Origin of the sequence: Sphingomonas sp. 2R-10, from assembly GCF_030062225.1 — a bacterium.
Classification (GTDB): domain Bacteria; phylum Pseudomonadota; class Alphaproteobacteria; order Sphingomonadales; family Sphingomonadaceae; genus Sphingomonas.
This window is the reverse complement of the sequence record NZ_JASCXF010000005.1, coordinates 118,528-143,732: the sequence shown is the minus strand read 5'-3', so window position 1 is coordinate 143,732 and position 25,205 is coordinate 118,528. Positions and strand designations below refer to the sequence as shown.

General features: G+C 66.6%; 18 protein-coding genes. 16 read left to right on the top strand and 2 right to left on the bottom strand.

Annotated features, from left to right (window positions below; genetic code table 11):
- The 5 genes from QLH51_RS03945 to QLH51_RS03925 all read left to right on the top strand — a co-directional run.
- Positions 1 to 512, top strand: a 512-nt coding sequence (locus QLH51_RS03945) for an energy transducer TonB (RefSeq protein WP_164516078.1), incomplete at its 5' end; no start/stop codon positions are given.
- 86 nt (positions 513 to 598) lie between these two features.
- Positions 599 to 1,393, top strand: a complete 795-nt coding sequence (locus tag QLH51_RS03940) for a MotA/TolQ/ExbB proton channel family protein (protein ID WP_125655428.1) — start codon at positions 599 to 601, stop codon at positions 1,391 to 1,393.
- Positions 1,394 to 1,466: 73 nt separating this feature from the next.
- On the top strand, positions 1,467 to 1,952 hold the full coding sequence (locus QLH51_RS03935; protein WP_125655430.1) for an ExbD/TolR family protein: 486 nt from the start codon (positions 1,467 to 1,469) through the stop codon (positions 1,950 to 1,952).
- Positions 1,953 to 1,964: 12 nt separating this feature from the next.
- Positions 1,965 to 2,393 carry an ExbD/TolR family protein gene (locus QLH51_RS03930; RefSeq protein ID WP_125655432.1) on the top strand — a complete coding sequence of 143 codons (429 nt, stop codon included), beginning with the start codon at positions 1,965 to 1,967 and terminating at the stop codon, positions 2,391 to 2,393.
- 338 nt (positions 2,394 to 2,731) lie between these two features.
- A complete protein-coding gene (locus QLH51_RS03925; protein ID WP_125655434.1) occupies positions 2,732 to 3,088 on the top strand; it encodes a tetratricopeptide repeat protein in 357 nt (118 codons plus the stop codon).
- Positions 3,089 to 3,719: 631 nt separating this feature from the next.
- Here QLH51_RS03925 and QLH51_RS03920 read toward each other — a convergent pair.
- Complete coding sequence (locus QLH51_RS03920) at positions 3,720 to 6,014, bottom strand: glycoside hydrolase family 3 N-terminal domain-containing protein (RefSeq protein ID WP_125655636.1); 2,295 nt, start codon at positions 6,012 to 6,014, stop codon at positions 3,720 to 3,722.
- Between the two features lie 271 nt (positions 6,015 to 6,285).
- Here QLH51_RS03920 and QLH51_RS03915 point away from each other — a divergent pair, with 271 nt between their 5' ends.
- The 6 genes from QLH51_RS03915 to QLH51_RS03890 all read left to right on the top strand — a co-directional run bounded on the left by QLH51_RS03915 (position 6,286) and on the right by QLH51_RS03890 (position 13,734).
- On the top strand, positions 6,286 to 7,362 hold the full coding sequence (locus QLH51_RS03915; protein ID WP_164516079.1) for a LacI family DNA-binding transcriptional regulator: 1,077 nt from the start codon (positions 6,286 to 6,288) through the stop codon (positions 7,360 to 7,362).
- A gap of 271 nt (positions 7,363 to 7,633) precedes the next feature.
- On the top strand, positions 7,634 to 9,043 hold the full coding sequence (locus QLH51_RS03910; protein ID WP_125655436.1) for a sugar porter family MFS transporter: 1,410 nt from the start codon (positions 7,634 to 7,636) through the stop codon (positions 9,041 to 9,043).
- A 63-nt stretch (positions 9,044 to 9,106) separates the two neighbouring features.
- Positions 9,107 to 10,885: an IlvD/Edd family dehydratase gene (locus QLH51_RS03905; protein ID WP_125655438.1), complete on the top strand. Its 1,779-nt coding sequence runs from the start codon at positions 9,107 to 9,109 to the stop codon at positions 10,883 to 10,885.
- Positions 10,886 to 10,897: 12 nt separating this feature from the next.
- The gene (locus QLH51_RS03900) at positions 10,898 to 12,037 is read left to right on the top strand and encodes a fumarylacetoacetate hydrolase family protein (RefSeq protein ID WP_206428866.1); all 1,140 of its coding nucleotides are present in this window, start codon (positions 10,898 to 10,900) and stop codon (positions 12,035 to 12,037) included.
- Positions 12,038 to 12,059: 22 nt separating this feature from the next.
- Complete coding sequence (locus tag QLH51_RS03895; RefSeq protein ID WP_125655440.1) at positions 12,060 to 12,842, top strand: SDR family NAD(P)-dependent oxidoreductase; 783 nt, start codon at positions 12,060 to 12,062, stop codon at positions 12,840 to 12,842.
- 1 nt (position 12,843) lies between these two features.
- A complete protein-coding gene (locus QLH51_RS03890; RefSeq protein WP_125655442.1) occupies positions 12,844 to 13,734 on the top strand; it encodes an SMP-30/gluconolactonase/LRE family protein in 891 nt (296 codons plus the stop codon).
- A gap of 232 nt (positions 13,735 to 13,966) precedes the next feature.
- Here the strand turns inward: QLH51_RS03890 and QLH51_RS03885 are convergent, their stop codons facing one another.
- Positions 13,967 to 14,989 (bottom strand): LacI family DNA-binding transcriptional regulator, encoded by a 1,023-nt coding sequence (locus QLH51_RS03885; RefSeq protein WP_125655444.1) that lies wholly within the window; start codon positions 14,987 to 14,989, stop codon positions 13,967 to 13,969.
- 189 nt (positions 14,990 to 15,178) lie between these two features.
- Between QLH51_RS03885 and QLH51_RS03880 the strand changes: the two genes are divergently transcribed.
- The 5 genes from QLH51_RS03880 to QLH51_RS03860 all read left to right on the top strand — a co-directional run bounded on the left by QLH51_RS03880 (position 15,179) and on the right by QLH51_RS03860 (position 25,151).
- On the top strand, positions 15,179 to 17,950 hold the full coding sequence (locus QLH51_RS03880) for a TonB-dependent receptor (protein WP_206428868.1): 2,772 nt from the start codon (positions 15,179 to 15,181) through the stop codon (positions 17,948 to 17,950).
- 57 nt (positions 17,951 to 18,007) lie between these two features.
- Positions 18,008 to 19,528, top strand: a complete 1,521-nt coding sequence (locus QLH51_RS03875; RefSeq protein ID WP_125655446.1) for a tryptophan halogenase family protein — start codon at positions 18,008 to 18,010, stop codon at positions 19,526 to 19,528.
- Positions 19,525 to 21,309 carry an alpha-amylase family glycosyl hydrolase gene (locus QLH51_RS03870; protein ID WP_125655448.1) on the top strand — a complete coding sequence of 595 codons (1,785 nt, stop codon included), beginning with the start codon at positions 19,525 to 19,527 and terminating at the stop codon, positions 21,307 to 21,309. Before QLH51_RS03875 ends, QLH51_RS03870 begins: the two co-directional genes overlap by 4 nt.
- Positions 21,309 to 22,925, top strand: coding sequence for an alpha-glucosidase family protein (locus QLH51_RS03865; RefSeq protein WP_125655450.1), 1,617 nt, complete (start codon positions 21,309 to 21,311; stop codon positions 22,923 to 22,925). Before QLH51_RS03870 ends, QLH51_RS03865 begins: the two co-directional genes overlap by 1 nt.
- A 183-nt stretch (positions 22,926 to 23,108) precedes the next feature.
- Positions 23,109 to 25,151, top strand: a complete 2,043-nt coding sequence (locus QLH51_RS03860; RefSeq protein WP_125655642.1) for a glycoside hydrolase family 97 protein — start codon at positions 23,109 to 23,111, stop codon at positions 25,149 to 25,151.
- Positions 25,152 to 25,205: the final 54 nt, after the last annotated feature.

Sequence of the window (25,205 nt, the reverse complement as noted above, 5' to 3'; positions counted from 1 at the left end):
CTCCTCCCCCCCCGCCGCCCGAACAGCCGCAGCCGCAGTCGCCGCCGCCGGTCGTGACGCCGCCGCCGATCGTCCGCACGCAGGCACCGCCGCCGGTGGTGATCCAGTCGGTGACGACGCCGCCGCCGACGTACAACCCGGTGCCGATCGCTGCTCCGCCTGCGCCGCCCGCGCCTGCCGCTCCTCCTGCGCCTCCCGCGCCGGTCATCAGCAAGGCCGCCGGTATCAAGGGCAATCCGGGTTCGTGGGTGACCGACGCCGACTATCCGGCGAGCGCGCTCAACGCCGGCGAGGAGGGCGTCAGCGGTCTGACGTTCGAGGTGAACGCTGCCGGCAGGATCGAAAACTGCCGCGTGTCGTCCAGTTCGGGGTCGCCGACGCTCGATCGCACCGCCTGCCGTCTGGTGACGTCGCGCGGTCGTTATACCCCCGCGCTCGATGCCGCAGGCAGGCCGACGTTTGGCGGCTCCAAGACGCTGCGCTTCACCTGGAAGCTGCCGGCCGATCGGTAACACCGGCGCCCTCCGCGCCGCATGCGGCGCGGGGCGGCCCGGGGCATTATTCTTCAAGAACGTATCAGCTCTAAGGAAACTATCCGATGCTCACCCCCATTCTTGCTGCCGGCGCCCCTGCCGGAGCTCCGAACTTCGGCTTCTGGGAAGCGCTTCAGCAGGGCGGCGCGATCGCGTTCGGCACGCTGGGCATCCTGGTCATCATGTCGGTCGGCTCGTTCTACATCCTCTTCACCAAGCTGTTCGAACAGCAGAAGATCATGAACCAGGCGAAGCGCGTCCGCGCGACGTTCTGGCAGTCGAACTCGCTGCGCGAAGGCGCCGCCAAGCTCGACAAGAACTCGGCCTATCGCCAGATCGTCGACGACGGCCTCGCCGCGCAGGAACAGCATGGCAAGCTGACCGATCCGGTCGAGGCGCATGACTGGCTGCACGGTTCGCTGGCGCGTTCGGAAGCATCGATCAACTCGAAGCTCAACGGCGGCCTCGCCTTCCTCGCGACCGTCGGCGCGACCTCGCCGTTCGTCGGTCTGTTCGGCACCGTGGTCGGCATCTACCGCGCGCTCGTGAAGATCGGCGCTGCCGGTCAGGCCGCGATCGGCGATGTCGCCGGCCCGGTCGGTGAAGCGCTCATCATGACCGCCATCGGTCTGGTCGTCGCGGTTCCGGCCGTGCTCGCCTACAACTGGCTGCAGCGCCGCAACAAGTCGATCTCGGAAGACCTGTCGGCCTTCTCGAACGACGTGCTCGGCTACCTCGCGTCGAACGGTGCGGTTCGTCCGGCCGTCGCGGCTCGCGGCCCGGCACCGGTTGCCAAGCCGGCAGTCGGCAGCACCACCGCCGGCCAGGCCGGCGGCGTGCCGACCGCACCGCGCGTCTGAGCATATGCTGACGCCGCCGGGGCCGTGACCGGTCCCGGCGGTTCGATTGAGTAGAAGTGGATAGGATAGCCTCATGGCGATGAGTGTTGGCGGCGGCGGCGATGAAGCCCCCCTCTCGGACATCAATACCACGCCGCTCGTGGACGTCATGCTCGTGCTGCTGATCATCTTCCTGATCGCGGTTCCGGTCGTGGTCCAGCAGGTGAGCGGTCTCAAGGTCCCGAAGGTCGTGTTCGAACCGACGACGACCAAGCCCGAAAACGTCTCGTTGTCGGTGCAGGGCCTTGGCGGCGAATGCGCCGTGTACTGGGGTCTGACCCGGGTGAACGCGGACGAACTGCGCACCCGCGCGGTCAAGAAGCTGGAAGATGAAGTCGCCCGTCAGGGTGGGCCGAACGCTCCGGGTCTCGAACTGCCCGAAGTGCATATCCGTGGCGACGTGAACACGCCGTACCGTTGCATCGGTGGTACCATCTACACGATGCAGTCGGCCGGGTTCACGAAGGTCGGGTTCATTTCCGAACCGGACCCCAATACCACGCCGCGCGCGCGTCAATAGGAGTAGCCTGACATGGCAATGAGTGGTGGCGGTCGCGCAGACGACGAACCGATGATGGACATGAACACGACGCCGTTGATCGACGTGCTGCTCGTGCTTTTGATCATGTTCATCATTACCATCCCGATCCAGAGCCACGCGGTAAAGGTCGACCTGCCGCAGCCGGACAACCGGCCGCCGCAGAATATCGACCCGCAAAAGAACAAGATTTCGATCAACGCGCAGGGCCAGACCTTCTGGAACGGCGCACCGGTCGACGAGGTCACGCTGACCCAATATCTTGACCAAACCGTGGCAATGAGCCCGCAACCCGAACTCCACTTCCAACCCGATGCGACCGCGCGGTACGAAGTGGTGGACGGCGTGCTGGCGATCATCAAGCGCGCGAACGTCACGAAGCTCGGCTTCGTCGGCAACGAGCAGTATCGCGCCGACTTCTGATCGTTCTGTTCCGGACCGGCTTCGGCCGGTGAAGAGGGGTGGCTCCGGCCGCCCCTTTTTTTGTGCCCGTATGCGGTACTCGGGCAGCGGTAGCCAACGCGGGGTACTCGACCTGACGGGGCCCATGTCACCGTGTTTGGCGGCGGTGGTCGCGAGACAGCGTTCGATGGAGCGGCGGCTGACCCGGCGACGCATAAGACGGTTCTGCTCGACCATACGCGATCAACCAGCCCGTACGACGATACCCGTCAACGGTACTTGTCTAGTCGTCTTAAAAATGAAACATTGATGTCATCACGATGTAACAAACAGGAAATGATGTCATGCGAATCGGAACGATGGCACTGCTTGGCTCGGCGCTGGCGGTGATGGGGATCGCCACCAGCACGAACGCCCAGGATGCGCAGTACGCTCATGCCGCGATCACGGCAGGGCACCTGACCTCCGCCGAACGCAGCCTCGAGCGCGAGACGCGCGCCGGTAGCCGCGAGCCGGAAGTGTTGCTGAACCTTGCCGCCGTCTATGCGATGACGCAGCGCCCCGATGCGGCGCGCGATCTGTACGCCAAGGTGCTGGCGGGCAAGGACGTCTCGATGGCGATGCCCTCGGCGCAGATCGCCAGCGCGCATGACGTGGCGCGGCGCGGACTGCAGATGCTGGATCGCCCGGCAACGATGCAGCTTACGTCGCGCTGATGCGAAGTCCGGTCCGGTGACGTCGATAACGTCGCCGGACGGCCTGCGACCGGACCCGGTACGCGATAGAGCGCGTGAGTATGCGAACGAAGCCGGTTCGGCCAGTAATTTGGAAGGATGCCGCGCCTCTTGGGGCCTGCGACTTTTTCGGGGCGCTGCCTAAGGCCAGACTGAGGCTGTCGATGTGGGACCAGTCGGCATTCAGCGTCGCCGCACGGACCCATAGGTATTTGTGATCGATCCTGCGCTTTTGCCGTTACCCGGGCTCGATCCGGCCTCCTGCTTCCCCATGATCGCAGCAAGAAGCGGGACCCCGGACCTGTTCGAGACCTCTGCGAAAGCCCTCAATCCGTATCCCGGCGAAGGCCGGAGCCCAGTTGGGGGGCATTGGCAAGATACGGAAAAGCCTTTCCAACTGGACCCCGGCCTTCGCCGAGGTACGGTGAGGAACTGGCTCTGTTAGAGACGTTCGCAGAGGTTTCGGTCAAGCCCGGGGTGACCGCGTGCGCGTGAACGCCGATGCGTCCCGATTTTCAGTCAGATAATAGCCTGACGCCATAGCTGATATGCCGACGGCGCAGCGCGATCGGCCCACCCTTGTCGGCGAGCCGATCGCGCAAAGGGACGCTTCCTAGCGAACGGTCAACGTCGCCGTCTTCAACTGCACCGAGCTGTTGCCCGCGGAGATGGTGAACGTGCCCGGTTCGACTACCCGTTGCATGTCGACGTTCCAGAAGGCGAGATCGGCGGGCTTCAGATCGAAGGTGACCGTCCGCCGTTCACCGGCTTTCAGCGAGACGCGCTGGAAATGCTTGAGTTCGAGGACCGGGCGGGTGACGCTGGCTTCGTCGTCATGGACGTAGAGCTGGACGACCTCGTCACCCGCACGGCGGCCGGTATTGGCGACGTCGACCGATACGCGCACGCTCTCGTCGCGGCCGATCGTCGTCTTGCCCAGACGCGGCGCGCCGACCGTGAAGCTGGTGTACGACAGGCCATAGCCGAACGGATAAAGCGGGGCGGTGCTGTCGAAGAGGTAGCCACGGCGCGAGGTCGGTTTGTGGTTGTAGAAGATCGGCAACTGCCCCTCGCTGCGCGGCACCGATACCGGCAGCTTGCCGCCCGGATTGGCGCGGCCGAGCACGACATCGGCGACGGCATTGCCGGTTTCCTGCCCGAGATACCAACCCTCGACGATCGCCGGTGCGGTCGCGTCGATATAGGTCGCGGCGAGCGGGCCACCGTTCAGCAGTACGACCACCACCGGCTTGCCGGTCGCGAACAGGCGGCGGGCGAGCTCGTTCTGCTCGCCGATCAGGTCGAGCGTCTGCCGGTCCCCCAGATGGGCGTCGGCCCAGGCTTCACGGCTGAGCTGTTCGTTCTGTCCCAGCACCAGCAGGATGGTGTCGGCCTGCGCCGCCTTGGCGACGGCTTCCTCGATCAGCGGTGCGTTCTCGGCGGGCGGGACCAGTTCGACCTTGTCGGCGGCCCATTGGCGGCTGCGGGTCAGGCGGACCCCTTCGGCATAGTCGACCGAAAAGCGGCCGGCGGCGGCCTGTTGCATTCCCTCCAGCACGCTGACGACGTGTTTCGGCACGTCGGAATAGCCGCCGATCGGAGTGTCGCGGGCATGGGTACCGACGACCAGCATCCGGCCGACCCTGGCCGGGTCGAGCGGCAGGAGGTTGTTCCGGTTCTTGAGCAGCACCATCGAACGGATCGCGGCTTCGCGGGCCAGCGCGATCGCGTCCGGCGTCGCGGTCTTCGCCTCGGCGGTGCGGGCATCGGCATAGGGGTTCTCGAACAGCCCCATCTGGAATTTCATGGTCAGGATGCGGCGGACGGCATTGTCGACCTGCGCCTGCGGGACCTGCCCCGACTTGACCATCTGCGCCAGCGTCGACCAGCCCTCGGCGTCGGGCAGTTCCATGTCGACACCGGCGTCGAGCGCCCGGCGCCCGGCGGCGGCCATGTCGGTGCCGTACAGCTTGTGGCGGGTATTCAACTCCTTGATCGCGAAATAGTCGCTAACGACCGAGCCCTTATACCCCCATTCGCGGCGCAGCACGTCGTCGAGCAGCCATTTGTTGGCGTGGCTGGGGATGCCGTCGATCTCGTTGTACGACGCCATCACTGCCTGCACCGGCAGTTCCTTGACCGCGCGTTCGAACGGCGGGAAGAAATTCTCGCGCAGCGTGCGTTCGGAGATATTGGCCGGGCCAACATTGGTGCCGTTTTCGGGCTGGCCATGGCCGGTCATGTGCTTGAGCGTGACCATGACCTTGGTCGGGCCAAGGGGCAGGGTCGTCCCCTGGAACCCGCGGATCGCCCCGAGTCCCATCTCGCCGACCAAATGCGGGTCTTCGCCATAGGTCTCCTCGATCCGGCCCCAGCGCGGATCGCGCGCGACGTCGACGACCGGGGCTAGGGCGAGGTTCGCGCCGCGGGCACGCATCTCGCGCGCCGCCACGCCGAACACCCGCTCGACCAGCGCCGGGTCCCACGAAGAGGCCAGCGCGATCGATTGCGGGAAGCTGGTCGCGCCGCGCGCGACATAGCCGTGCAGCGCCTCTTCATGCATGATCATCGGGATGCCGAGCCGGGTCTGTTCGACTGCCCAGCGCTGCGCCGCGTTGACATAGTCGGCGGTTTCCCGCGCGGTGCGGTTGACGGCATCGGCCGCGACGCCCGCCGCATTGTTGCTGACGGTGACGCCGCGCTTGTCCGATGGGCGGGTAATCTGCCCCAGACCGTCGGGAAAGGCGCGCGCGGCCTTTGCGGCGGAGAAATTGCCCTGCGCGTCCTGGATATCGCCTTTCTTTTCCCAGATGCCGATCATCTGCGCGACCTTTTCCTCCAGCGTCATACGCCGCAGCAGGTCCTCGACCCGCGCCGAGACGGGCTGCGACGCGTCCTTGTAGAGCATTGGTTCGGCAGCGGCGGGGCGGGTCGGCCGGGTCTGTGCGATGACGGTCCCGGTGGCGGTGGTCGCCAACAGGCAGGCGAGCGCAAGGCGAACGGGTCTGGACGCTAGGGTCACGATCTCTCTCCCAGGACTTTCGGCATCCGGCAGTGCCGTCACCGACTATTGGTAGCGCTATCAGCTATCGGGCGGCGGACGGTCCGTCAACCGATCGCACGTTTGCAATCGCGACGGGTGCGCCATAATCAGCATCGTGAAGGAGCCGTCACGATCCATGGAAAAGCCCAGTCGCCGCAGCGGTGGCAACGTCACCATACAGGACGTCGCCCGTACCGCCGGAGTATCGGCGATGACCGTGTCGCGGGTCGTCAATGGCGGCGCCAATGTGCGCCAGTCGACGCGCGAGGCGGTGACGGCGGCGATCGCGCAGCTGAACTATTCGCCCAACAGCGCGGCGCGCAGTCTGGCGGCGGGGGAGGCGGCGCAGATCGGGCTGCTCTATGCCAACCCCTCCATGGCCTATCTGTCGAACTTCCTGATCGGCGCGCTGGAGGGCGCGCGTAAGGTCGGCTGCCACCTCGTCCTCGAACCGTGCGAGGGCGATGGGCCCGACGCCCAGGCCGAAGCGGCGCGGCGGTTCGCCTCGACGCCGGTGCAGGGCGTCATCCTGCCGCCGCCGCTGTCGGATGCGCAGGCGGTGCAGGCCGAACTGGATGCGGCGGGCACGCCGTCGGTCGCCGTCGCGGTGGGGGGCGCGCAGCCGGGCCGTGCGTCGGTGCGGATCGACGACTTCGCCGCAGCGCGGGCGATGACCGATCACCTGCTCGCGCTGGGACATCGCCGTATCGGCTTCGTGCGCGGCAACCCCAACAACGGCGCCAGCATCGAGCGGTGGCGCGGGTTCGTCGCGGCGATCGAGGCCGCCGGGCTGGACGCTGACGACATGCCGGTCGAACAGGGACTGTTCACCTATCGATCGGGGATCGACGCCGCCGAACGGCTGATCGATCGCGCGGATCGGCCGACCGCGATCTTCGCCAGCAACGACGACATGGCCGCCGCCGCGATCAGCGTGGCGCATCGCCGCGGACTGCACGTGCCGGAAGACGTCAGCATCGTCGGGTTCGACGATACGTCGCTGGCGACCACCACCTGGCCGGAGATCACGACGATTCGCCAGCCGATCGCGGCCATGGCCGAAACCGCGGTCGAGATGCTGCTGGGGCGCATCCGGGATCGCCGGGCGGGGGTGAACGACGGCGACGGCGACGACCGGGTCCTTGCCCATGAACTGGTCCTGCGCGAATCGTCGGGGCCGGCACCGACGAAGGCCGTCCGCGGCAAGGGCTGAATGCACCCGCAGCGCGACGGCCGTGTTATCCCGGCGAAGGCTGATCGCGCACTGGCACCACACCGCAGGAACCGCTGGAGGCCCCAGCCCTTGCCGAGGTGACGTTCTCGGGCAGAGGGATCAAACGCTGACCGCTTGAGCATGGATCGCTGTGCGCTTATACGAAAACCCTTCGCACCGATGTCGGCGGCGCTTGCATTTATCTTAACAATTCGCCACCGTTACCGCTAACACGCCGCTTTGGACGGCCGTGAACTGGGAGTGGATGGGGATGACACAGGCGAGCGGGGAGCGCGTGAACATCGCGCTTGTCATCGCCATCGTCGCGGTGGCGACGATCGGCGGTTTGCTGTTCGGATATGACAGCGGTGCGGTGAACGGCACGCAGGAAGGGCTGAAGACCGCGTTCGGACTGAGCGAGGCGGGGCTGGGTTTCACGGTCGGCTCGCTGCTGATCGGCTGCTTCGTCGGCGCGTTCCTGGCGGGCAAGCTGGCCGATGCGATGGGCCGCCGCAAGGTGATGATGCTCGCCGCGGTGCTGTTCCTGATCGGCGCGCTGATCCAGGGGTTCAGCCATGTCCAGGCGGTGTTCGTCATCGCCCGGTTCATGGGCGGCATGGCGGTCGGCGCGGCATCGGTGCTGTCGCCCGCCTACATTTCCGAAGTCGCTCCCGCCAACATCCGCGGGCGGATGACCACCATCCAGCAGATCATGATTATCAGCGGTCTGACCGCCGCGTTCGTCGTGAACTATTACCTCGCCAATGCCGCGGGTGCCTCCACTTCGATCTGGTGGGGCGGCTATGAGGCGTGGCGCTGGATGTACTGGATGCAGGCCATTCCGGCGGCCGTGTTCCTCGTCGCGTTGCTCTTCATTCCCGAAAGCCCGCGCTATCTGGTGCAGAAAGGGCGTATCGACGAAGCGCGGATCGTGCTGACCCGCCTGTTCGGGCCGTCCGCCGCCGCGACCAAGGTTCGCGATATCGAGGCATCGTTCAGCAAGGACCACAAGCCGGCGCTGCGCGACATCATGGACCCGGTGAAGGGCGGCATCCGCCCGATCGTGTGGGCCGGGCTTCTGCTGGCGGTGTTCCAGCAGCTGGTCGGCATCAACGTGATCTTCTATTACGGCGCGACGTTGTGGCAGCTGGCCGGCTTTACCGAGGACCAGTCGCTGCAGATCAACATCCTGTCGGGTGTCGTGTCGATCGCGGCGTGCTTCGTCACCATCGCGCTGGTCGACCGGATCGGGCGCAAGCCGCTGCTGCTGATCGGGTCGGCGGGCATGGCGGTGACGCTGTGGGCGCTGGTCTATTGCTTCCACAACGGCACGCTTGACGCGGCGGGGCAGCTGCAGCTGTCGCCGCAGCTCGGCACGCTCGCGCTGTGGGCGGCGAACCTGTACGTCGTGTTCTTCAACGTCAGCTGGGGCCCGATCATGTGGGTCATGCTGGGCGAGATGTTCCCGAACCAGATGCGCGGATCGGCGCTGGCCGTGTGCGGTTTCGCCCAGTGGTTCGCCAACTACCTGATCGCGCAGAGCTTCCCGATCATGGCGGCGGGCCTCGGCCTGACGATCACCTACAGCTTCTATGGCGCCTGCGCCGTCGTCAGCTTCTTCCTCGTCCAGAAGTTCATTCGCGAGACGAAGGGCAAGGAGCTGGAGGACATGCAGGGCTGACCCGACGCCTCGCCCGTTTCGCGACGGGCGGGGCCGTTTTTCCCTACTGATCGAGTGGACCCGATGACCCGCACCCCCGCCCGCCCGTTCCGATCGCGCGAATGGTTCGCCGCACCCGGCCGGCTCGACATGGCCGCGCTCTATCTCGAACGGTTCATGAACTATGGCATCACGCCGAAGGAATTGACCAGCGGACGGCCGATCATCGGCATCGCCCAGTCGGGATCGGACCTTACCCCGTGCAACCGTATCCATCTGGAGACGGTCAAGCGGGTCAAGGCGGGGATCGAGGCGGCGGGCGGGATTCCGATGGAATTCCCGACGCATCCGATCTTCGAGAATTGCCGCCGCCCGACCGCGGCGATCGACCGCAACCTCGCCTATCTGGGGCTGGTCGAAATCCTCAACGGTTATCCGATCGACGCGGTGGTGCTGACGACCGGGTGCGACAAGACGACGCCGTCGGGGCTGATGGCGGCATCGACGGTCGACATTCCCGCGATCGTGCTGTCTGGTGGGCCGATGCTCGATGGCTGGCACGACGGCGATCTGGTCGGGTCGGGGACGGTGATCTGGCGTTCGCGGCGCAAGCTGGCGGCGGGCGAGATGACCGAGGACGAGTTCCTCGAAGCCGCGACCGCATCCGCGCCTTCGGCTGGGCATTGCAACACTATGGGCACCGCATCGACGATGAACGCCATCGCGGAGGGGCTGGGCATGTCGCTGCCCGGCTGTGCCGCGATCCCGGCGCCCTATCGCGAACGCGGGCAGATTGCGTACGAGACCGGCAAGCGCATCGTCGAGATGGCGTATGAAGACCTGCGCCCGTCGAAGATTCTGACGCGCCAGTCGTTCCTGAACGCCATCGCGCTCATCACCGCGATCGGCGGGTCGTCGAACGCGCATCCGCATCTGCACGCGATGGCGCGCCATGCCGATATCGAACTCAACCCGTCCGACTGGATGGACTATGGCTACGACCTGCCGCTGCTGGTCGATGTCCAGCCCGCCGGGCGCTTCCTGGGCGAGCGGTTCCACCGTGCCGGTGGCGTGCCGGCGGTAGTCAGCGAACTGATCGCGGCGGGCAGGATCGACGGCAACGTCGCCACCGTGACGGGCAGGACGCTGGGCGAGAATGTCGCGCACCGTGTCGCGACCGATCGCGAGGTCATCCGGCCCTACGATCAGCCGCTGAAGGAGCAGGCGGGCTTCCTCGTGCTGTCGGGCAATCTGTTCGACGTGGCGATCATGAAGACCAGCGTGATCGGCCCCGATTTCCGCGCGCGCTATCTGTCGCAACCGGGCAACGAAGGTCGTTTCGAAGGACGGGCGATCGTGTTCGACGGGTCGGACGATTACCACCACCGCATCGACGATCCGGCGCTCGACATCGACGAGAACTGCATCCTCGTCATCCGCGGCGCGGGCGTGATCGGCTGGCCGGGATCGGCCGAGGTCACCAACATGCAGCCGTCGGCGGCACTGCTCCAGCGCGGTATCCAGAGCCTGCCGACGATCGGCGACGGCCGGCAGTCGGGAACGTCGGACAGCCCGTCGATCCTCAACGCCTCTCCCGAGAGTGCGGTCGGCGGTGGGCTGGCGTGGCTGCGCACCGGCGACAGGATCCGCATCGACCTGAACCACGGCCGTTGCGACATGCTGGTGAGCGACGAAGAGATCGCCCGGCGCAAGGGCGACGGCATCCCGCCGGTCCCGGCCAGCCAGACCCCATGGGAAGAAATCTACCGCGAGAAGGTCGGCCAGCTGGGCGACGGCGGCGTGCTCGACCTCGCGCTCAAATATCGCCGGACGTCGGAAACGACGCCGCGCCACAATCACTGAAGGATCGGACCGATGAAGAGCGAACATGCGGCGCGGATGCTGCCGGTGGATCATGAACGGGCGCTGCTGGTCGGGCGGATGCGACTGGCCGACGGCCCGACACCGGTGGTGGTACGCGGTGGCAGGGTGATCGACGTGTCGGCGCACGCGGCGACGGTCGCCGACCTGCTGGAACGCAGCGACATCGCGTCGCTCGATGGCCCGGTGGTGTGCGACACCGCCGCGCTCGCCGATCCGGCGGGGCAGCATCCGCCGATCCTGTCGCCGATCGACCTGCAATGCGTGAAGGCGGCCGGCGTGACCTTTGCCGTGTCGGCGCTGGAACGCGTGATCGAGGAACGCGCGCGCGGCGATGCTGATGCGGCACAGGGCATCCGCGGCGACCTCGAGACGCGCATCGGTGGGGGCATCCGGTCGGTGAAGCCCGGTTCGGCCGAGGCAGCCGAACTGAAGGCCGCGCTGATCGACGCGGGGATGTGGTCGCAATATCTGGAGGTCGCGATCGGCCCCGATGCGGAGGTGTTCACCAAGGCGCCGGTGCTATCGACCATCGGTTGGGGCGGCGATGTCGGCATCCGGTCGGATTCGTCGTGGAACAACCCCGAACCCGAAATCGTCATCGTCGCGACCAGCGACGGCACATCGGTCGGCGCGACGCTCGGCAACGACGTCAATCTGCGTGACTTCGAGGGGCGCTCGGCGCTGCTGCTCGGCAAGGCGAAGGACAACAACGCCTCGACCGGGATCGGCCCGTTCATCCGCCTGTTCGACGGCAACTTCACGATGGACACGGTGCGCGACGCCGTGGTCGACCTGCGCATCGATGGTCCGGAAGGCTATGTCCTGACCGGCACCAGCACGATGCGCGAGATCAGCCGCGATCCGGAGGATCTGGTGCGACAGGCGCTGTCCGAGCATCAGTATCCCGACGGCTTCGTCCTGTTCCTCGGCACGCTGTTCGCGCCGGTGCAGGACCGTGACGAGCCCGGCCGCGGCTTCACCCACAAGCCGGGCGACGTGGTGCGCATCTCGACCCCGGCGCTGGGCGAGCTGGCGAATACCGTCACCACGTCGAAGGCCGCCGATCCGTGGGGCTTCGGCATTCGCGACCTGATGCGCAACCTCGCGCGCCGCGGCCTGCTCGCCGCCTGATACCTCTTTGCTGGAAACATTCATGTCGCCTGACGATTTCGCCTACCCGATCGCGCCCGAAGCCCGCGCCTCCTATCCCTCGCTCGCCGGCAAGCGCGTGCTCATCACCGGCGGCGGATCGGGGATCGGTGCGGGCGTGGTCGAAGGGTTCGTGCGGCAGGGTGCGCACGTTACCTTCTTCGATATTGCGGAAGACGATTCGCGGCAGCTGGTCGAGGATCTGGCGGGCGTCGGGCCGACGCCGGTGTTCCGCCGCGTCGACCTGACCGATATCGCCGCGCTGCAGTCGGCGATCGCGCAGGCCGGCGAGTTCGACGTGCTGGTCAACAATGCGGCCAGCGACGACCGCCACACGATCGAGCAGGTCGACGAAGCCTATTGGGACAACCGGATGGGCGTGAACCTGCGCCACCTGTTCTTCGCCGCGCAGGCCGTGATTCCGGGAATGAAGGCGCGCGGGCACGGCGTGATCGTCAACATGGGGTCGATCAGCTGGCACCTCGCGCTGGAGGAACTGACGCTGTACCAGACCGCCAAGGCGGCGATCGAGGGGCTGACCCGGTCGTTCGCGCGCGAGCTGGGCGGGGACGGCATCCGCTCGGTCTGCGTCATCCCCGGCAACGTCCGCACCCCGCGCCAGCTGAAATGGTACACGCCCGAAGGCGAGGCGGAGATCGTGAAGGCCCAGTGCCTGAACGGCCGGCTGGTCGCGGGCGACATCGCCGCGATGATCCTGTTCCTTGCCTCCGACGATGCGCGGCTGGTAACCGGTCACAGCTTCTTCGTGGATGCAGGATGGCGATGAGATGACCAAGGTACAGCGAACCGAACCCGTCAGCGTCTGGGACCTGTCGGCGCCGCTGCTCGAAGGGCCGATCTGGGTGACCCGCGACCAGGCCCTGTGGTTCGGCTGTATCAAGACGCCGCGCGTACATCGCTATGACCCGGTCAGCGGCGAGCGGCGCAGCTGGGCCGCGCCCGGACAATGCGGGTTCGTCCTGCCCAGCGCCGATGGGAAGTTCGTCACCGGGTTGCAGACCGGGCTGCACCGGTTCGATCCCGTCACCGGCGCGTTCGAGCTGCTGGTCGATCCCGAACCCAATCTGCCGGGCAACCGGCTGAACGACGCCACGGTCGATCCGTCGGGGCGGCTGTGGTTCGGGACGATGGACGATGGTGAAAGCGCCGCGACCGGTACGATCTATCGCCTCGCCGCCGATGGCAGCGTGGTCGCGTCCGCGCCGCCGGTGGCGATTACCAACGGGCCGGCGGTCAGCCCCGACGGACGCACGCTGTATCATGTCGATACGCTGGGCGGGCATGTCTATGCCTGCACCGTCGACGACGACGGGACGCTGGGCGACCGGCGGCTGTTCGTGTCGATCCCGAACGACGAAGGCCATCCCGACGGGCCGACCGTCGATGCCGAGGGGTGCGTGTGGATCGGGCTCTACGCCGGCTGGGGCATCCGCCGCTATTCGCCGAAGGGCGAGTTGCTGGAGACGATCCGGATGCCGGTCGATGCGATCACCAAGATCGCGTTCGGCGGGCCCGATCGCCGCACCGTATTCGCGACGACCGCCAACAAGCATCACGACGCCGATCAGGCCGCCACACAGCCGCTGGCGGGCAACCTGTTCCAGTTCGAGGTCGACGTGCCGGGCGTGGCGGGGACGGAGATTTCGGTCGGGATCTGATGGGTCGTTTCGTCAGGTCGTGATGACGTTAAACGCAACCGTTCGTCCCGAGTAACCGCTGAGCTTGTCGAAGCGGCATATCGAAGGATCGCGGGGGATGCTTCGATACGGGCCTTCGACAACCTCAGTCCCTACGCGACACGAACGGTTCTGGTTCAGGTCACAGGAAACGTCCCGCCAGCGCAGGCTGAGGGCTCGCGAGGCTATCACCGGGATGAAGTAGCGCCGGCACTCAGCTCGACTTGCGCACCACCAGTTCGGGCGGCAGCAGTGCCGGTTCGGTGTCGCGCCGGTTGATCCGCCGGATCAGCATGTCGACCAGCAGCTCGCCCGCCCGCGCATAATCCTGCCGGATCGTCGTCAGCGGCGGCTGGGCCAGCGAGGCGGCGGGGATGTCGTCGAAGCCGACCAGCGCGACGTCGCGCGGCACGCTGCGTCCCGATTCGACCAGCGCGCGCACCGCACCCAGCGCGATCATGTCCGACGCGGCGAAGATCGCGTCGAAGGCGATGCCGCGCGCGATCAGCCGGCTGGCGGCGTCATAGCCCGATGCCTCGCTGGACAGGGCGTCGACCTGCAATCCCGCATCGACCGGCAGGCTGGCGGTGCGCAGCGCATGCGCCAGTCCGGCATAGCGGTCGCGCGATTCGGGATAATGGTTCGACGCGTCGCCGAGGAACGCGATGCTGCGCCGGCCGCGGTCGATCAGATGCTGCCCGGCATCGCGCCCGCCGCCGAAATTGTCGCAGCCGATGACCGTGCCGGGATGGGCGGGGTCGGGGGAGCCCCAGCGGACGAAATGCGTGCCCTGGGTGACGAGTTGGTCGAGGCGGCGCGAATAGGCGTCGAAGTCGCCATAGCCGAGCAGGATCAGCCCGTCGGCCTTGCGGCTGTCCTCGTAATCGACGTGCCAGTCGGCCGACAGCTGCTGGAACGAGGTGAGCAGGTCGTAGCCGCGCGCGCCGCAGGTGTGCAGGATCGAGCCGAGCATCGACAGGAAGAACGGGTTGATCCGCGATCCGTCGGGGGCCGGGTCCTCGAAGAACAGCAGCGCCAGCGTCGACGTGCTGCCGCGGCGCAGCGCCGAGGCGTTCTTGTCGACCTTGTAGTTCAGCTGGCGGGCGATCGCCTCGATCCGGAGGCGCGTGGCGGCGCTGACCGTCCGGTCGCCGCGCAACGCGCGGCTGACGGTCGGTTGCGATACGCCGGCCAGCGCCGCGATGTCGAACGAAGTCGGCTTGTCGCCCGACGCCATGAACCTGCCCCCCATCGCCCGGCATGGGCGTCCGTCCCGGGTGTAGCGGCGCGGCAACGGCAGCGGCAAGCGCCGTCTGAATACGTATGCTGTTCGCTTCTCAACGCCCTGCAATGGTTTCAATAGAAGGGTACGGACGAACCGGGCGAAAGAGCCGGGGAATCAACCATCGTCGGGGAGGATTGGGACATGCGGTATTCATCGCAAGCGTCGACGTGCGCCAGCTTGGCGCGCGGGGCGAGCATCACGGCATTGATCGTCGCAGGGGCGCTCGCCGGCGTCGGCACCGCCATGGCGCAGGCCACCGTGCCGACGCCGGACACGGCACAGCCCGACGCGACCGATCCGACAGCGACCCCGGCGGTCGAGGAAGAGACGACGATCACCGTCACCGGCTTCCGCGCCAGCCTGGAAAACGCCGTCGCCGAAAAGAAGAATCGCGACCAGGTCGTCGAATCGATCTCGGCCGAGGATATCGGCAAGCTGCCCGACGCCTCGATCGCCGAATCGATCGCCCGCCTGCCGGGCCTGACGTCGCAGCGCGTGTCGGGCCGATCGAACTCGATCTCGATCCGCGGCTTCGCGCCCGACTTCTCGACGACCCTGCTGAACGGCCGCGAACAGACGTCGACCGGCGACAACCGTGCGGTGGAATACGACCAGTACCCGGCCGAAATCATGAGCCAGGTGCTCGTCTACAAGACCGGTCAGGCGAACCTCGTCGGACAGGGCCTGTCGGGCACCGTCGACCTGCGCACCGTGCGTCCGCTGGAATATGGTCGTCAGGCGATCTCGATCGGCGGGCGCGGCACCTATGCCGATCTCGGCAAGCTGAACGCCGGGTCGCGCGACAAGGGCTACCGCGTCAGCGGCACCTATATAGACCAGTATGCCGACGACACGATCGGCATCGCGCTGTCGGGCAACTATCTGGACGAGCCGTACCAGATCCAGGAATTCAACGCCTGGGGCTATGCCGGTTTCAACGGTAATCAGGGCGTAATCGGCGGGTCGAAGTCGTACGTCACCTCGACGCGCCTCAAGCGCCTCGGCCTGTCGGGCACGCTGCAGTACCGGCCGGTGCCGAACCTGACGGTGACGCTCGACGGCTTCTATTCGGACTTTAACGACGACCAGATCAAGCGCGGTATCGAACTGCCGCTGGGCTTCGGGCAGGACTTCAACAGCGCGGCCAACCCGAACGGGGTGAAGCTGACCAACACGACCGCGAACAGCGACGGCTTCGTCACGTCGGGCACGTTCGGCAATGTCGAAGGCGTGGTCCGCAACGACGCGTTCGAGCGCAAGGCCAAGCTGTATTCGTTCGGCTACAACATGGCGTGGCGCGGCGACGACGGCTGGAACGCGACGCTCGACGCCAGCTATTCGAAGACCGATCGCGAAGAGATCATCCTCGAAAGCTATGCCGGCACCGGATACGGCCAGAATGTCGGCGCGAAGGACACGATTGCGTTCACCAGCGGCGCGACCGGCACGCGCTTTTCGCCCACGCTGAACTATTCCGATCCGAACCTGATCCTGCTGACCGATCCGCTCGGCTGGGGCGGCAGCAACCTGCAGGCCGGATATTTCAACGACCGGATCGTCAAGGACCGGATCGCGCAGTACCGTTTTGAGGTCGAGAAGGAACTGGACAGCTTCTTCGGCGCGGTGAAGTTCGGCCTGAACTATACCGATCGCGACAAGTCGCTGACCCCGGACGAGGCGCTACTGGCGCTGAGCGGTGGACTGCGCCAGCTGCGCATCCCGGACCAGTATGTGAAGGAGTCGACCAGCCTCGGCTATCTGGGTCTGGGGCCGATGCTGAGCTACGACCCGCGCGACCTGCTCGCCGGCGGCGTGTATTCGCTGATCCCGAACACCAGCCTCGATGTGCCCGCCAAGGCATTCCGCATCGAGGAAGACCTGATGACCATGTATGTCCAGGCGGACATCAATCAGGAGATCGGCGGATCGGTGCTGACTGGCAATATCGGTTTGCAGGCGGTCAACACCGAACAGAAGTCGTCGGGTCTCGTCGCGGCGGCAGGTGCGCTGGCTCCAACCATCCGTGGCGCGGATTACTGGGACTTGCTGCCCAGCCTCAACCTGTCGCTGCGTCTGCCCGGCGACTGGGTTATCCGTGCTGGTGCCGCGCGACAGGTACAGCGTCCGCGGCTGGACGACATGCGCGTGTCGCAGGGTTACGGTTACAACCCGCAGGAACGGATCATCACCGGCGGTGGCGGCAATCCGTTTCTCCGTCCGATCCGGTCGAACTCGTTCGATCTGACGCTGGAGAAGTATTTCGGGCGGTCGGGCTACATCGCGGCACAGGGCTTTTACAAGGACCTGAAGTCGTTCGTGTATAACCAGACGATCCCGTTCGACTATGCCGGCTTCCCGACACCGACCGGTACGCCGCCGGGCACCCCGACGCTGGGCCGCGCAGACGTGCCGATCAACGGCGAGGGTGGTAGCATCTACGGTGTCGAACTGGCCGCGACGCTGCCGCTCAACACCTTCGTGTCGTTTCTCGACGGCTTCGGCGTGACCGGCGGCGGGTCGTGGACCAAGACGCAGATCAAGCCGACCCCGACCGCGCCGGCCGAGGATATCCCCGGCTATTCGAAGTGGGTCGTCAACGGCACCGCCTATTTCGAGAAGTGGGGCTTCAGTGCCCGCGGTTCGGCGCGCTACCGGTCGACCTTCATTGGCGAATTGTCGGGCTTCGGCGGCAATCGCCAGCGTCGCCGGGCGCTGGACGAGACGATCATCGATGCGCAGATCGGCTATGAGTTCCAGAAGGGCACCGCGCTCGAAGGACTGTCGCTGTTCGTGCAGGGCCAGAACCTGACCGACGAGCGCTTCGCGACCGTCGATCCGGCGTACGACCTCGCGGTGATCGATTATCAGAGCTATGGCCGGCGCTATCTGGCCGGGGCATCGTTCCGGTTCTGACGACCCGTCTCCGCCCGCCCCGATGGGGTGGGCGGGGCTGACGCGACGGAGGCTGCAATGGCGATCGATCAGGAACCGGTCCGGCGGGTCGCCATCGTCGGTGGCGGATCGGCCGGCTGGATGACGGCGGCGGCGCTGGCGCGGTTCCTGCCGGACGGGACCCATGTCACGCTGATCGAATCCGACGCGATCGGGACGGTTGGGGTGGGGGAGGCGACGATCCCGCAGCTGCGGTTGTTCAACCAGCATCTTGGGATCGACGAGGATGATTTCGTCGCGCGCACCGGGGGCAGCTTCAAGCTGGGCATCGAATTCGCCGGATGGAACGGGCCGGACAGCCGTTACCTCCACGCCTTCGGGACGATCGGCCGCTCGCTGGGGCTGGTGCCGTTCCATCATTACTGGCTGGCGGCCGGCGGCGGCGATCGACCGCAGTCACTCTGGTCGCACAGCGCCTGCGCCATCGCCGCCGGGCAGGACCGGTTCGATCGCGACCCCGGCAATCCGCAGGCGCCGGCCGGCACGAACTGGGCCTATCATTTCGACGCCGCGCGCTATGCCGCCTATCTGCGCGAACGGGCCGAGGCGGGCGGGGTCGAACGCGTCGAAGGGCGGGTAGTCGACGTCGCTCAGGATGGTGACTCCGGACTGATTTCAGCGGTGACGCTCGACGACGGGCGGCGGATCGCGGCGGACTTCTTCATCGACTGTTCGGGGTTCGCCGCGCTGCTGATCGGGAGGATGGCGGGCGATCGCTGGGACGACTGGTCGGCGTTGTTGCCGTGTGATCGCGCGCTGGCGGTGCCGTGCGCCGCGACGCAGCCGATCACCCCCTATACTCGCGCCACCGCCCGGGGCGCAGGCTGGCAGTGGCGCATTCCGTTGCAGGCGCGGACCGGCAACGGACTGGTCTATTCCAGCGCGCACCTGTCGGACGACGAAGCGGCGGCGACGCTGCTCGGCAATCTCGACGGGGCGCCGCTCGCCGATCCGAAGCCGCTGCGCTTCACCACCGGACGCCGGCACGCGCCGTGGATCGGCAATTGCGTCGCGCTGGGGCTGGCGGCGGGGTTCCTCGAACCGCTGGAATCGACGTCGATCCATCTGGTCCAGTCGGGGATCGCGCGGCTGCTGTCGCTGTGGCCGGCGGCGACGCCGCGCGCGGCGGATATCGCCGAGTTCAACCGGCAGTCGCAACGCGAATGGCTGGCGGTGCGCGATTTTCTGATCGCGCATTATGCGCTGAACGATCGCGACGAACCGTTCTGGCGGGAGCGGCGCGCCATGCCGCTGCCCGACCCCTTACGCGAACGCATCGCCCTGTTCGAACAGTCCGGGCGGATCGTGCGCGACGAGCACGAACTGTTCGCCGAGGTGGCGTGGTTGCAGTTGTTCGTCGGGCAGGGGGTGGTGGCGAACGGCTATCACCCGCTCGCCCGCGCGTTGGCGGCTGATCGCTGTGCCCGGTTTCTCGACATGTCGCAGCAACATGTCGCCGCCACGGTCGCGCGGATGCCGACCCATGACCAATATCTGCGCGCCCATTGTCCGGCGCCCGACAAGAAGGTTGCCGCATGATCCGATCCCTGCTCCTCGCCCTGACACTGGGTTCCAGCGTGCTCCCCGCCGCCGCCCAGGATCTCCGCGCCCGCGCGCCCGAGGACGAGGTGATCTACTTCGTCCTGCCCGACCGGTTCGAGAATGGCGACCGCGCGAACGATCGCGGCGGTATGACCGGCGACCGGCTGGTCCATGGCTATGACCCTACCGCGAAGGGCTTCTACCATGGCGGCGACCTGAAGGGGCTGACCGCGCGGCTGCCCTATATCCAGTCGTTGGGGGCGACGGCGATCTGGGTCGGGCCGATCTTCAGGAACAAGCCGGTGCAGGGCGGACCGGGCAAGGAGTCCGCCGGCTATCACGGCTATTGGGTGACCGATTTCACGCAGGTCGACCCGCATCTGGGCACCAATGCCGAGTTCAAGGCGCTGGTCGATGCGGCACATGCGCGGGGGATGAAGGTCTATATGGACATCATCGCCAACCACACCGCCGACGTGATCCAGTATCGCGAATGCGCGGGGAAGACCGAATGCGTCTATCGCAGCCGCGCCGACTATCCCTATGCCGCCGGGGGCAAGAACCGGGGATTCGCCGGCGACGGCGTGCAGACGGCGGAGAATTTCGCGAAGCTGACCGATCCCGACTTTGCTTACAAGACCTTCGTTCCCGCTGCGGAGAAGGCAGTGAAGGTGCCAACGTGGCTCAACGACGTCACCTTATACCATAATCGCGGTGACACGACCTATCGCAACGAGAGTTCGACAATGGGGGATTTCGTCGGGCTGGACGATCTGATGACCGAAAATCCGCGCGTCGTGGCGGGGATGATCGACATTTTCGGCGGATGGATCGACCGGTTCGGCGTCGATGGCTATCGGATCGACACCGCGCGCCACGTGAACCCGGAATTCTGGCAGGCGTTCGTCCCGGCGATGCAGGCGCGCGCGGCGGCGCGGGGCATTCCGAATTTCCACATTTTCGGCGAAGTATCGATGCATTCCGTCGATTCAGGGGCGCTGGCACAGCATACGGTGGTCGACCGGTTTCCCGCGGTCCTCGACTTCGCGTTCCGTGAAGCGGTGGTTCAGACCGTCGCTGGCGGCATGGGTACCGATGCGTTCGAAACGCTGTTCAACGGCGATTCCCTCTATGCGAAGGGGTTCGACACCGCGCGCCAGTTGCCAACGTTCACCGGCAACCATGACGACGGCCGTTTCGCCATGGTGGTCCGCAAGGCATTTCCACAGGCGAGCGACGACGAGGTGCTGCGCCGGTTGATGCTGTCGAACGCCATGCTGCTGACCCTGCGCGGCGTGCCCACGATCTATTCGGGCGACGAACAGGGATTCGCCGGCGACGGCAACGACCAGGACGCACGGGAGGACATGTTCGCCTCGCAGGTCGCGTCGTACAACGACAACAGGCTGGTGGGCACGAAGGCGACGACCGCGACCGCGAACTTCACCCCCGGCCATCCGCTCTACCGCCAGATCGCCGGGCTGGCGAAGCTGCGCACCGCCACCCCGGCGCTGACCCGCGGGCGGCAGCTGCTGCGCGCGCGCGAGGACAAGCCGGGGCTGCTCGCCATCTCGCGCTTCGATCCCGTCAACGGCGGCGAGGTGCTGCTGGCGTTCAACACCTCCGACGCAGCGATCACCCGCAACGTGCAGGTCGATACCGCCTCCACCCGCTTCCGCGCGCTGGCCGGGCGCTGCGGCACCGTCACCGCCCCCGGTGCGATCCGCCTGACCATCCCCGCCCTTGGCTATGCGGTTTGTGCCGCGGAGACCCGATAATGACCGACGCCGCCCGCGCCATCGCCGCCGATCCCGCCCGTCCGTGGTGGCATGGCGCCACCATCTATCAGATCTATCCGCGCAGCTTCGCCGACAGCAACGGCGACGGCATCGGCGACCTGCCCGGCATCACCGCGCATCTGGATCATGTCGCGGCGCTGGGCGTCGATGCGGTCTGGCTGTCGCCGTTCTTCACGTCGCCGATGAAGGATTTCGGCTATGACGTTGCGGACTATTGCGACGTCGACCCGATCTTCGGCACGCTCGCCGATTTCGACGCGCTGATCGCCCGCGCGCACGGTCTGGGCCTGCGCATCATCATCGATCAGGTCTGGTCGCACACCAGCGACGAACATCCATGGTTCGTCGAGAGCCGGTCGAGCCGCACCAACCCCAAGGCCGACTGGTATGTCTGGGCCGATGCCAGGCCCGACGGTTCGCCGCCCAGCAACTGGCAATCGGTGTTCGGCGGCCCGGCATGGACGTGGGATGCGCGGCGCGGCCAATATTATCTGCACAATTTCCTGAAGGAACAACCGCAGCTGCACGGCCATAACGCCGATCTGCAGGAAGCGCTGCTCGACACCGCGCGCTTCTGGCTCGACCGCGGGGTCGACGGGTTCCGGCTCGACGCGATCAACTTCGCGATGCACGACCCCGACCTGCGCGACAATCCGCCGATGCCCAGCAACGGCAGGACGCGCACCCGCCCGTTCGATTTCCAGCGCAAGCTCTACAATCAGGGGCATCCGGATATCCCCGCCTTTCTCGAACGCGTGCGCGGCGTGCTTGACGGCCATGGCGGGGATCGCTTCACCGTCGCGGAGATCGGCGGCGACGATGCCACGCGCGAGATGAAGCTGTTCTGCGCGGGCGATGCGCGGCTCAACACCGCCTATGGCTTCGACTTCCTCTACGCCCCCGAACTCAGCCCGCGCGTGTTGCGCGATGCGCTGGACACGTGGGGCGAGGATGCGCCGTGGCCGAGCTGGGCGTTCGAAAACCACGACGCGCCGCGTGCGGTATCGCGCTGGCTGCCCGCCGGGGCCGATGCGGCGGCGTTCGGGCGGATCAAGATGCTGCTGCTCGCCTGCCTGCGCGGCAACATCTTCCTGTATAATGGCGAGGAACTGGGCCTGCCGCAGGTCGAGATCGCGTTCGAGGATCTGCAGGACCCCGAAGCGATCGCCAACTGGCCGCTGACCCTGTCGCGCGACGGTGCGCGGACGCCGATGCCATGGGCGGCCGATGCCGAGAATCTCGGTTTCGGTGCGGGCAGGCCGTGGCTGCCCGCCGCCGAGGCGCACCGCCCGCTGGCGGTCGACCGGCAGGCGGCGGACGCGGGTTCGCTGCTCCACTTCACCCGCCACGTGCTGGCGCTGCGCAACGGGCATCCGGCGCTGCGATCGGGCAGCATGACCATCGTCGAGGCATCCGACGCGATCTTCGCGTTCGAACGCGAGCTGGACGGGCAGCGGATGATGTGCGTGTTCAACCTGTCGAATGCGCCGGCGATGTTCGCGGCGGGCGACGGCTGGCGCGCCATCGAAATCATCGGCGACGTGGCGGGGGACCGCTTCGGCCCGTTCGCGGCGCAGGTCGCGATCCGCGACTGAGATAGCGATGTCCTCCAACCATCCCGTTTGCGCTGAGTAGCCGCTGAGCTTGTCGAAGACCCGTATCGAAGCGTCCGCGATGGTCCTTCGATACGCCGCTTCGACAAGCTCAGCGGCTACTCAGGACGAACGGCTTGGTGCGAGCGACATCCACAAGACCATACGAAGGATGAGGCGATGAGGATGATGAAACTGGCGCTGGCACTGGCCGGCATGACCGCGATGGCATCGCCGGCCTTTGCCGAGGTCGTGGCGCGCGCCGCGTCGCCCGACGGCAAGCTGACGGTGGCGGTCAGCCTCGATAACGAGGGGCGGCCGAGCTATTCGGTCGCGAAGGACGGCAAGGCGGTGCTGAACGACAGCAAGCTCGGCTTCCTGTTCACCGACGCGCCGAAGATCGAGCGCGGGCTGACGCTGGCGGGCACGAAGCGCGACCGGTCGGATTCGACCTGGACCCAGCCGTTCGGCGAATGGAAGACGATCCGCGACAACCACACCGAACTGACCGTGACGTTCCGCGAGGCGAAGAACCTGAAGCGCGAGATGGCGGTGACCTTCCGCCTGTTCGACGACGGGGTCGGCTTTCGCTACACGCTGCTGAAACAGGCGAACCTGACGACGGCCAACATCGCCGACGAGCTGACGCAATTCGCCTTTGCCGAACCCGGCACCGCATGGTGGAAGCCGGCGTTCGAATGGAACCGCGAGGAATATCTCTACAACAAGACGCCGCTGGACGCGGTCGGCACCGCGCAGACGGTGATGACGGTCAAGCTGGCCAGCGGTCGCCACGTCGCGATCCATGAAGCGGCGCTCACCGACTATTCGGCGATGAATTTGGCGCGCGCCGAGGGCACGACCTTCCGCGCGGTGCTGACGCCGGGATCGAACGGTCCCAAGGTCACGCGCGCCGCCGGCTTCTCGACCCCGTGGCGGACGATCGCCATCGCCGACGATGCGCCGGGGCTGTACGCCGCCAGCCGCATCGGGCTGAACCTCAACGAACCCAACAGGCTGGGCGACACGGCGGGCTGGATCCAGCCGGGCAAGTTCGTCGGCGTGTGGTGGAACATGATAAAGGGCGACTGGACCTGGGCGCGCGGGGCCAGGCACGGCGCGACCACGGCGAACGTCCGCCGCTATATCGACTTCGCCGCCGCCAACGGCATTCAGGGCGTGCTGGTCGAAGGATGGAATGTCGGTTGGGACGGCGACTGGCTGGGCAACGGCAACGACATGAACTTCAGCCAGCCGACCGCGGATTTCGACGCGGGCGGGCTGGCGGCCTATGCGAAGTCGAAGGGGGTGCGCCTGATCGGCCACCACGAAACCGGCGGATCGGTCAGCCATTACGACGCACAGCTCGACACTGCGTTCAAATGGGCGGCGGATCATGGCGAGCGCGTGGTCAAGACCGGCTATGTGACCGACGCCGCGCAGATCGAGCGGGTCGATGCCGACGGGTCGAAGCATCGCGAATGGCATGAAGGACAGTGGATGGTGAACCACCACCAGCGCGTCCTGAACGCCGCCGCGCGGTACAAGGTGTCGATCGATGCCCATGAACCGGTCAAGGATACCGGGCTGCGGCGCACCTACCCTAACTGGCTGAGCCGCGAAGGTGGGCGGGGCATGGAGTATAATGCGTGGGAAGGGGGCAAGAACCCGCCCGAGCATGAGGCGAACATGGTCTTCACCCAGTTCCTCGGCGGGCCGATGGATTTCACGCCCGGCGTGCTGAGCCTGTCGGGCAGCAACGGCAGCGCGATCAAGTCGACCATCGCCAAGCAGCTGGCGCTGTACGTCGTCCTGTATTCGCCGGTGGTCATGGCCGCCGATACGCCCGAGAATTATGCGCGCTATCCGGCCGCGTTCAAGTTCATCCGCGACGTGCCGACCGACTGGTCCGACACCCGCGTGCTGAACGGCGAGGTCGGCGACTATGCGACGATCGCGCGCAAGGCGGCGGGCGGCAACGACTGGTATCTGGGCGCGGTCGGCGACGAGGAAGCGCGCAGTTCGACGGTGAAGCTCGACTTCCTCGACGCCGGCAAGAGCTATACCGCCGAAATCTATCGCGACGGGCCGGGTGCCGATTACCGGACCGACGCGCGCCATTCGATCACGATCGAACAGTGGCAGGTCAAGAAGGGCGACACGATGACGCTCGCGCTCGCCCCCGGCGGTGGCGAAGCGATCCGCTTCGTGGCAGCGAAGAAACGATAAGAGATCCTCCCCGGTACGGGGAGGGGGACCGTCCGCAAGGACGGTGGAGGGGGA

What these genes read in the sequence shown, in the direction of transcription:
- QLH51_RS03925 (WP_125655434.1), top strand. Translation starts at nt 2,732, where the DNA reads ATGGCACTGCTTGGCTCGGCGCTGGCGGTGATGGGGATCGCCACCAGC.
- QLH51_RS03870 (WP_125655448.1), top strand. Translation starts at nt 19,525, where the DNA reads ATGATCCGATCCCTGCTCCTCGCCCTGACACTGGGTTCCAGCGTGCTC.
- QLH51_RS03865 (WP_125655450.1), top strand. Translation starts at nt 21,309, where the DNA reads ATGACCGACGCCGCCCGCGCCATCGCCGCCGATCCCGCCCGTCCGTGG.
- QLH51_RS03900 (WP_206428866.1), top strand. Translation starts at nt 10,898, where the DNA reads ATGAAGAGCGAACATGCGGCGCGGATGCTGCCGGTGGATCATGAACGG.
- QLH51_RS03880 (WP_206428868.1), top strand. Translation starts at nt 15,179, where the DNA reads ATGCGGTATTCATCGCAAGCGTCGACGTGCGCCAGCTTGGCGCGCGGG.
- QLH51_RS03860 (WP_125655642.1), top strand. Translation starts at nt 23,109, where the DNA reads ATGATGAAACTGGCGCTGGCACTGGCCGGCATGACCGCGATGGCATCG.
- QLH51_RS03935 (WP_125655430.1), top strand. Translation starts at nt 1,467, where the DNA reads ATGGCGATGAGTGTTGGCGGCGGCGGCGATGAAGCCCCCCTCTCGGAC.
- QLH51_RS03940 (WP_125655428.1), top strand. Translation starts at nt 599, where the DNA reads ATGCTCACCCCCATTCTTGCTGCCGGCGCCCCTGCCGGAGCTCCGAAC.
- QLH51_RS03895 (WP_125655440.1), top strand. Translation starts at nt 12,060, where the DNA reads ATGTCGCCTGACGATTTCGCCTACCCGATCGCGCCCGAAGCCCGCGCC.
- QLH51_RS03905 (WP_125655438.1), top strand. Translation starts at nt 9,107, where the DNA reads ATGACCCGCACCCCCGCCCGCCCGTTCCGATCGCGCGAATGGTTCGCC.
- QLH51_RS03915 (WP_164516079.1), top strand. Translation starts at nt 6,286, where the DNA reads ATGGAAAAGCCCAGTCGCCGCAGCGGTGGCAACGTCACCATACAGGAC.
- QLH51_RS03930 (WP_125655432.1), top strand. Translation starts at nt 1,965, where the DNA reads ATGGCAATGAGTGGTGGCGGTCGCGCAGACGACGAACCGATGATGGAC.
- QLH51_RS03920 (WP_125655636.1), bottom strand. Translation starts at nt 6,014, where the DNA reads ATGCTCTACAAGGACGCGTCGCAGCCCGTCTCGGCGCGGGTCGAGGAC.
- QLH51_RS03885 (WP_125655444.1), bottom strand. Translation starts at nt 14,989, where the DNA reads ATGGCGTCGGGCGACAAGCCGACTTCGTTCGACATCGCGGCGCTGGCC.
- QLH51_RS03890 (WP_125655442.1), top strand. Translation starts at nt 12,844, where the DNA reads ATGACCAAGGTACAGCGAACCGAACCCGTCAGCGTCTGGGACCTGTCG.
- QLH51_RS03875 (WP_125655446.1), top strand. Translation starts at nt 18,008, where the DNA reads ATGGCGATCGATCAGGAACCGGTCCGGCGGGTCGCCATCGTCGGTGGC.
- QLH51_RS03910 (WP_125655436.1), top strand. Translation starts at nt 7,634, where the DNA reads ATGACACAGGCGAGCGGGGAGCGCGTGAACATCGCGCTTGTCATCGCC.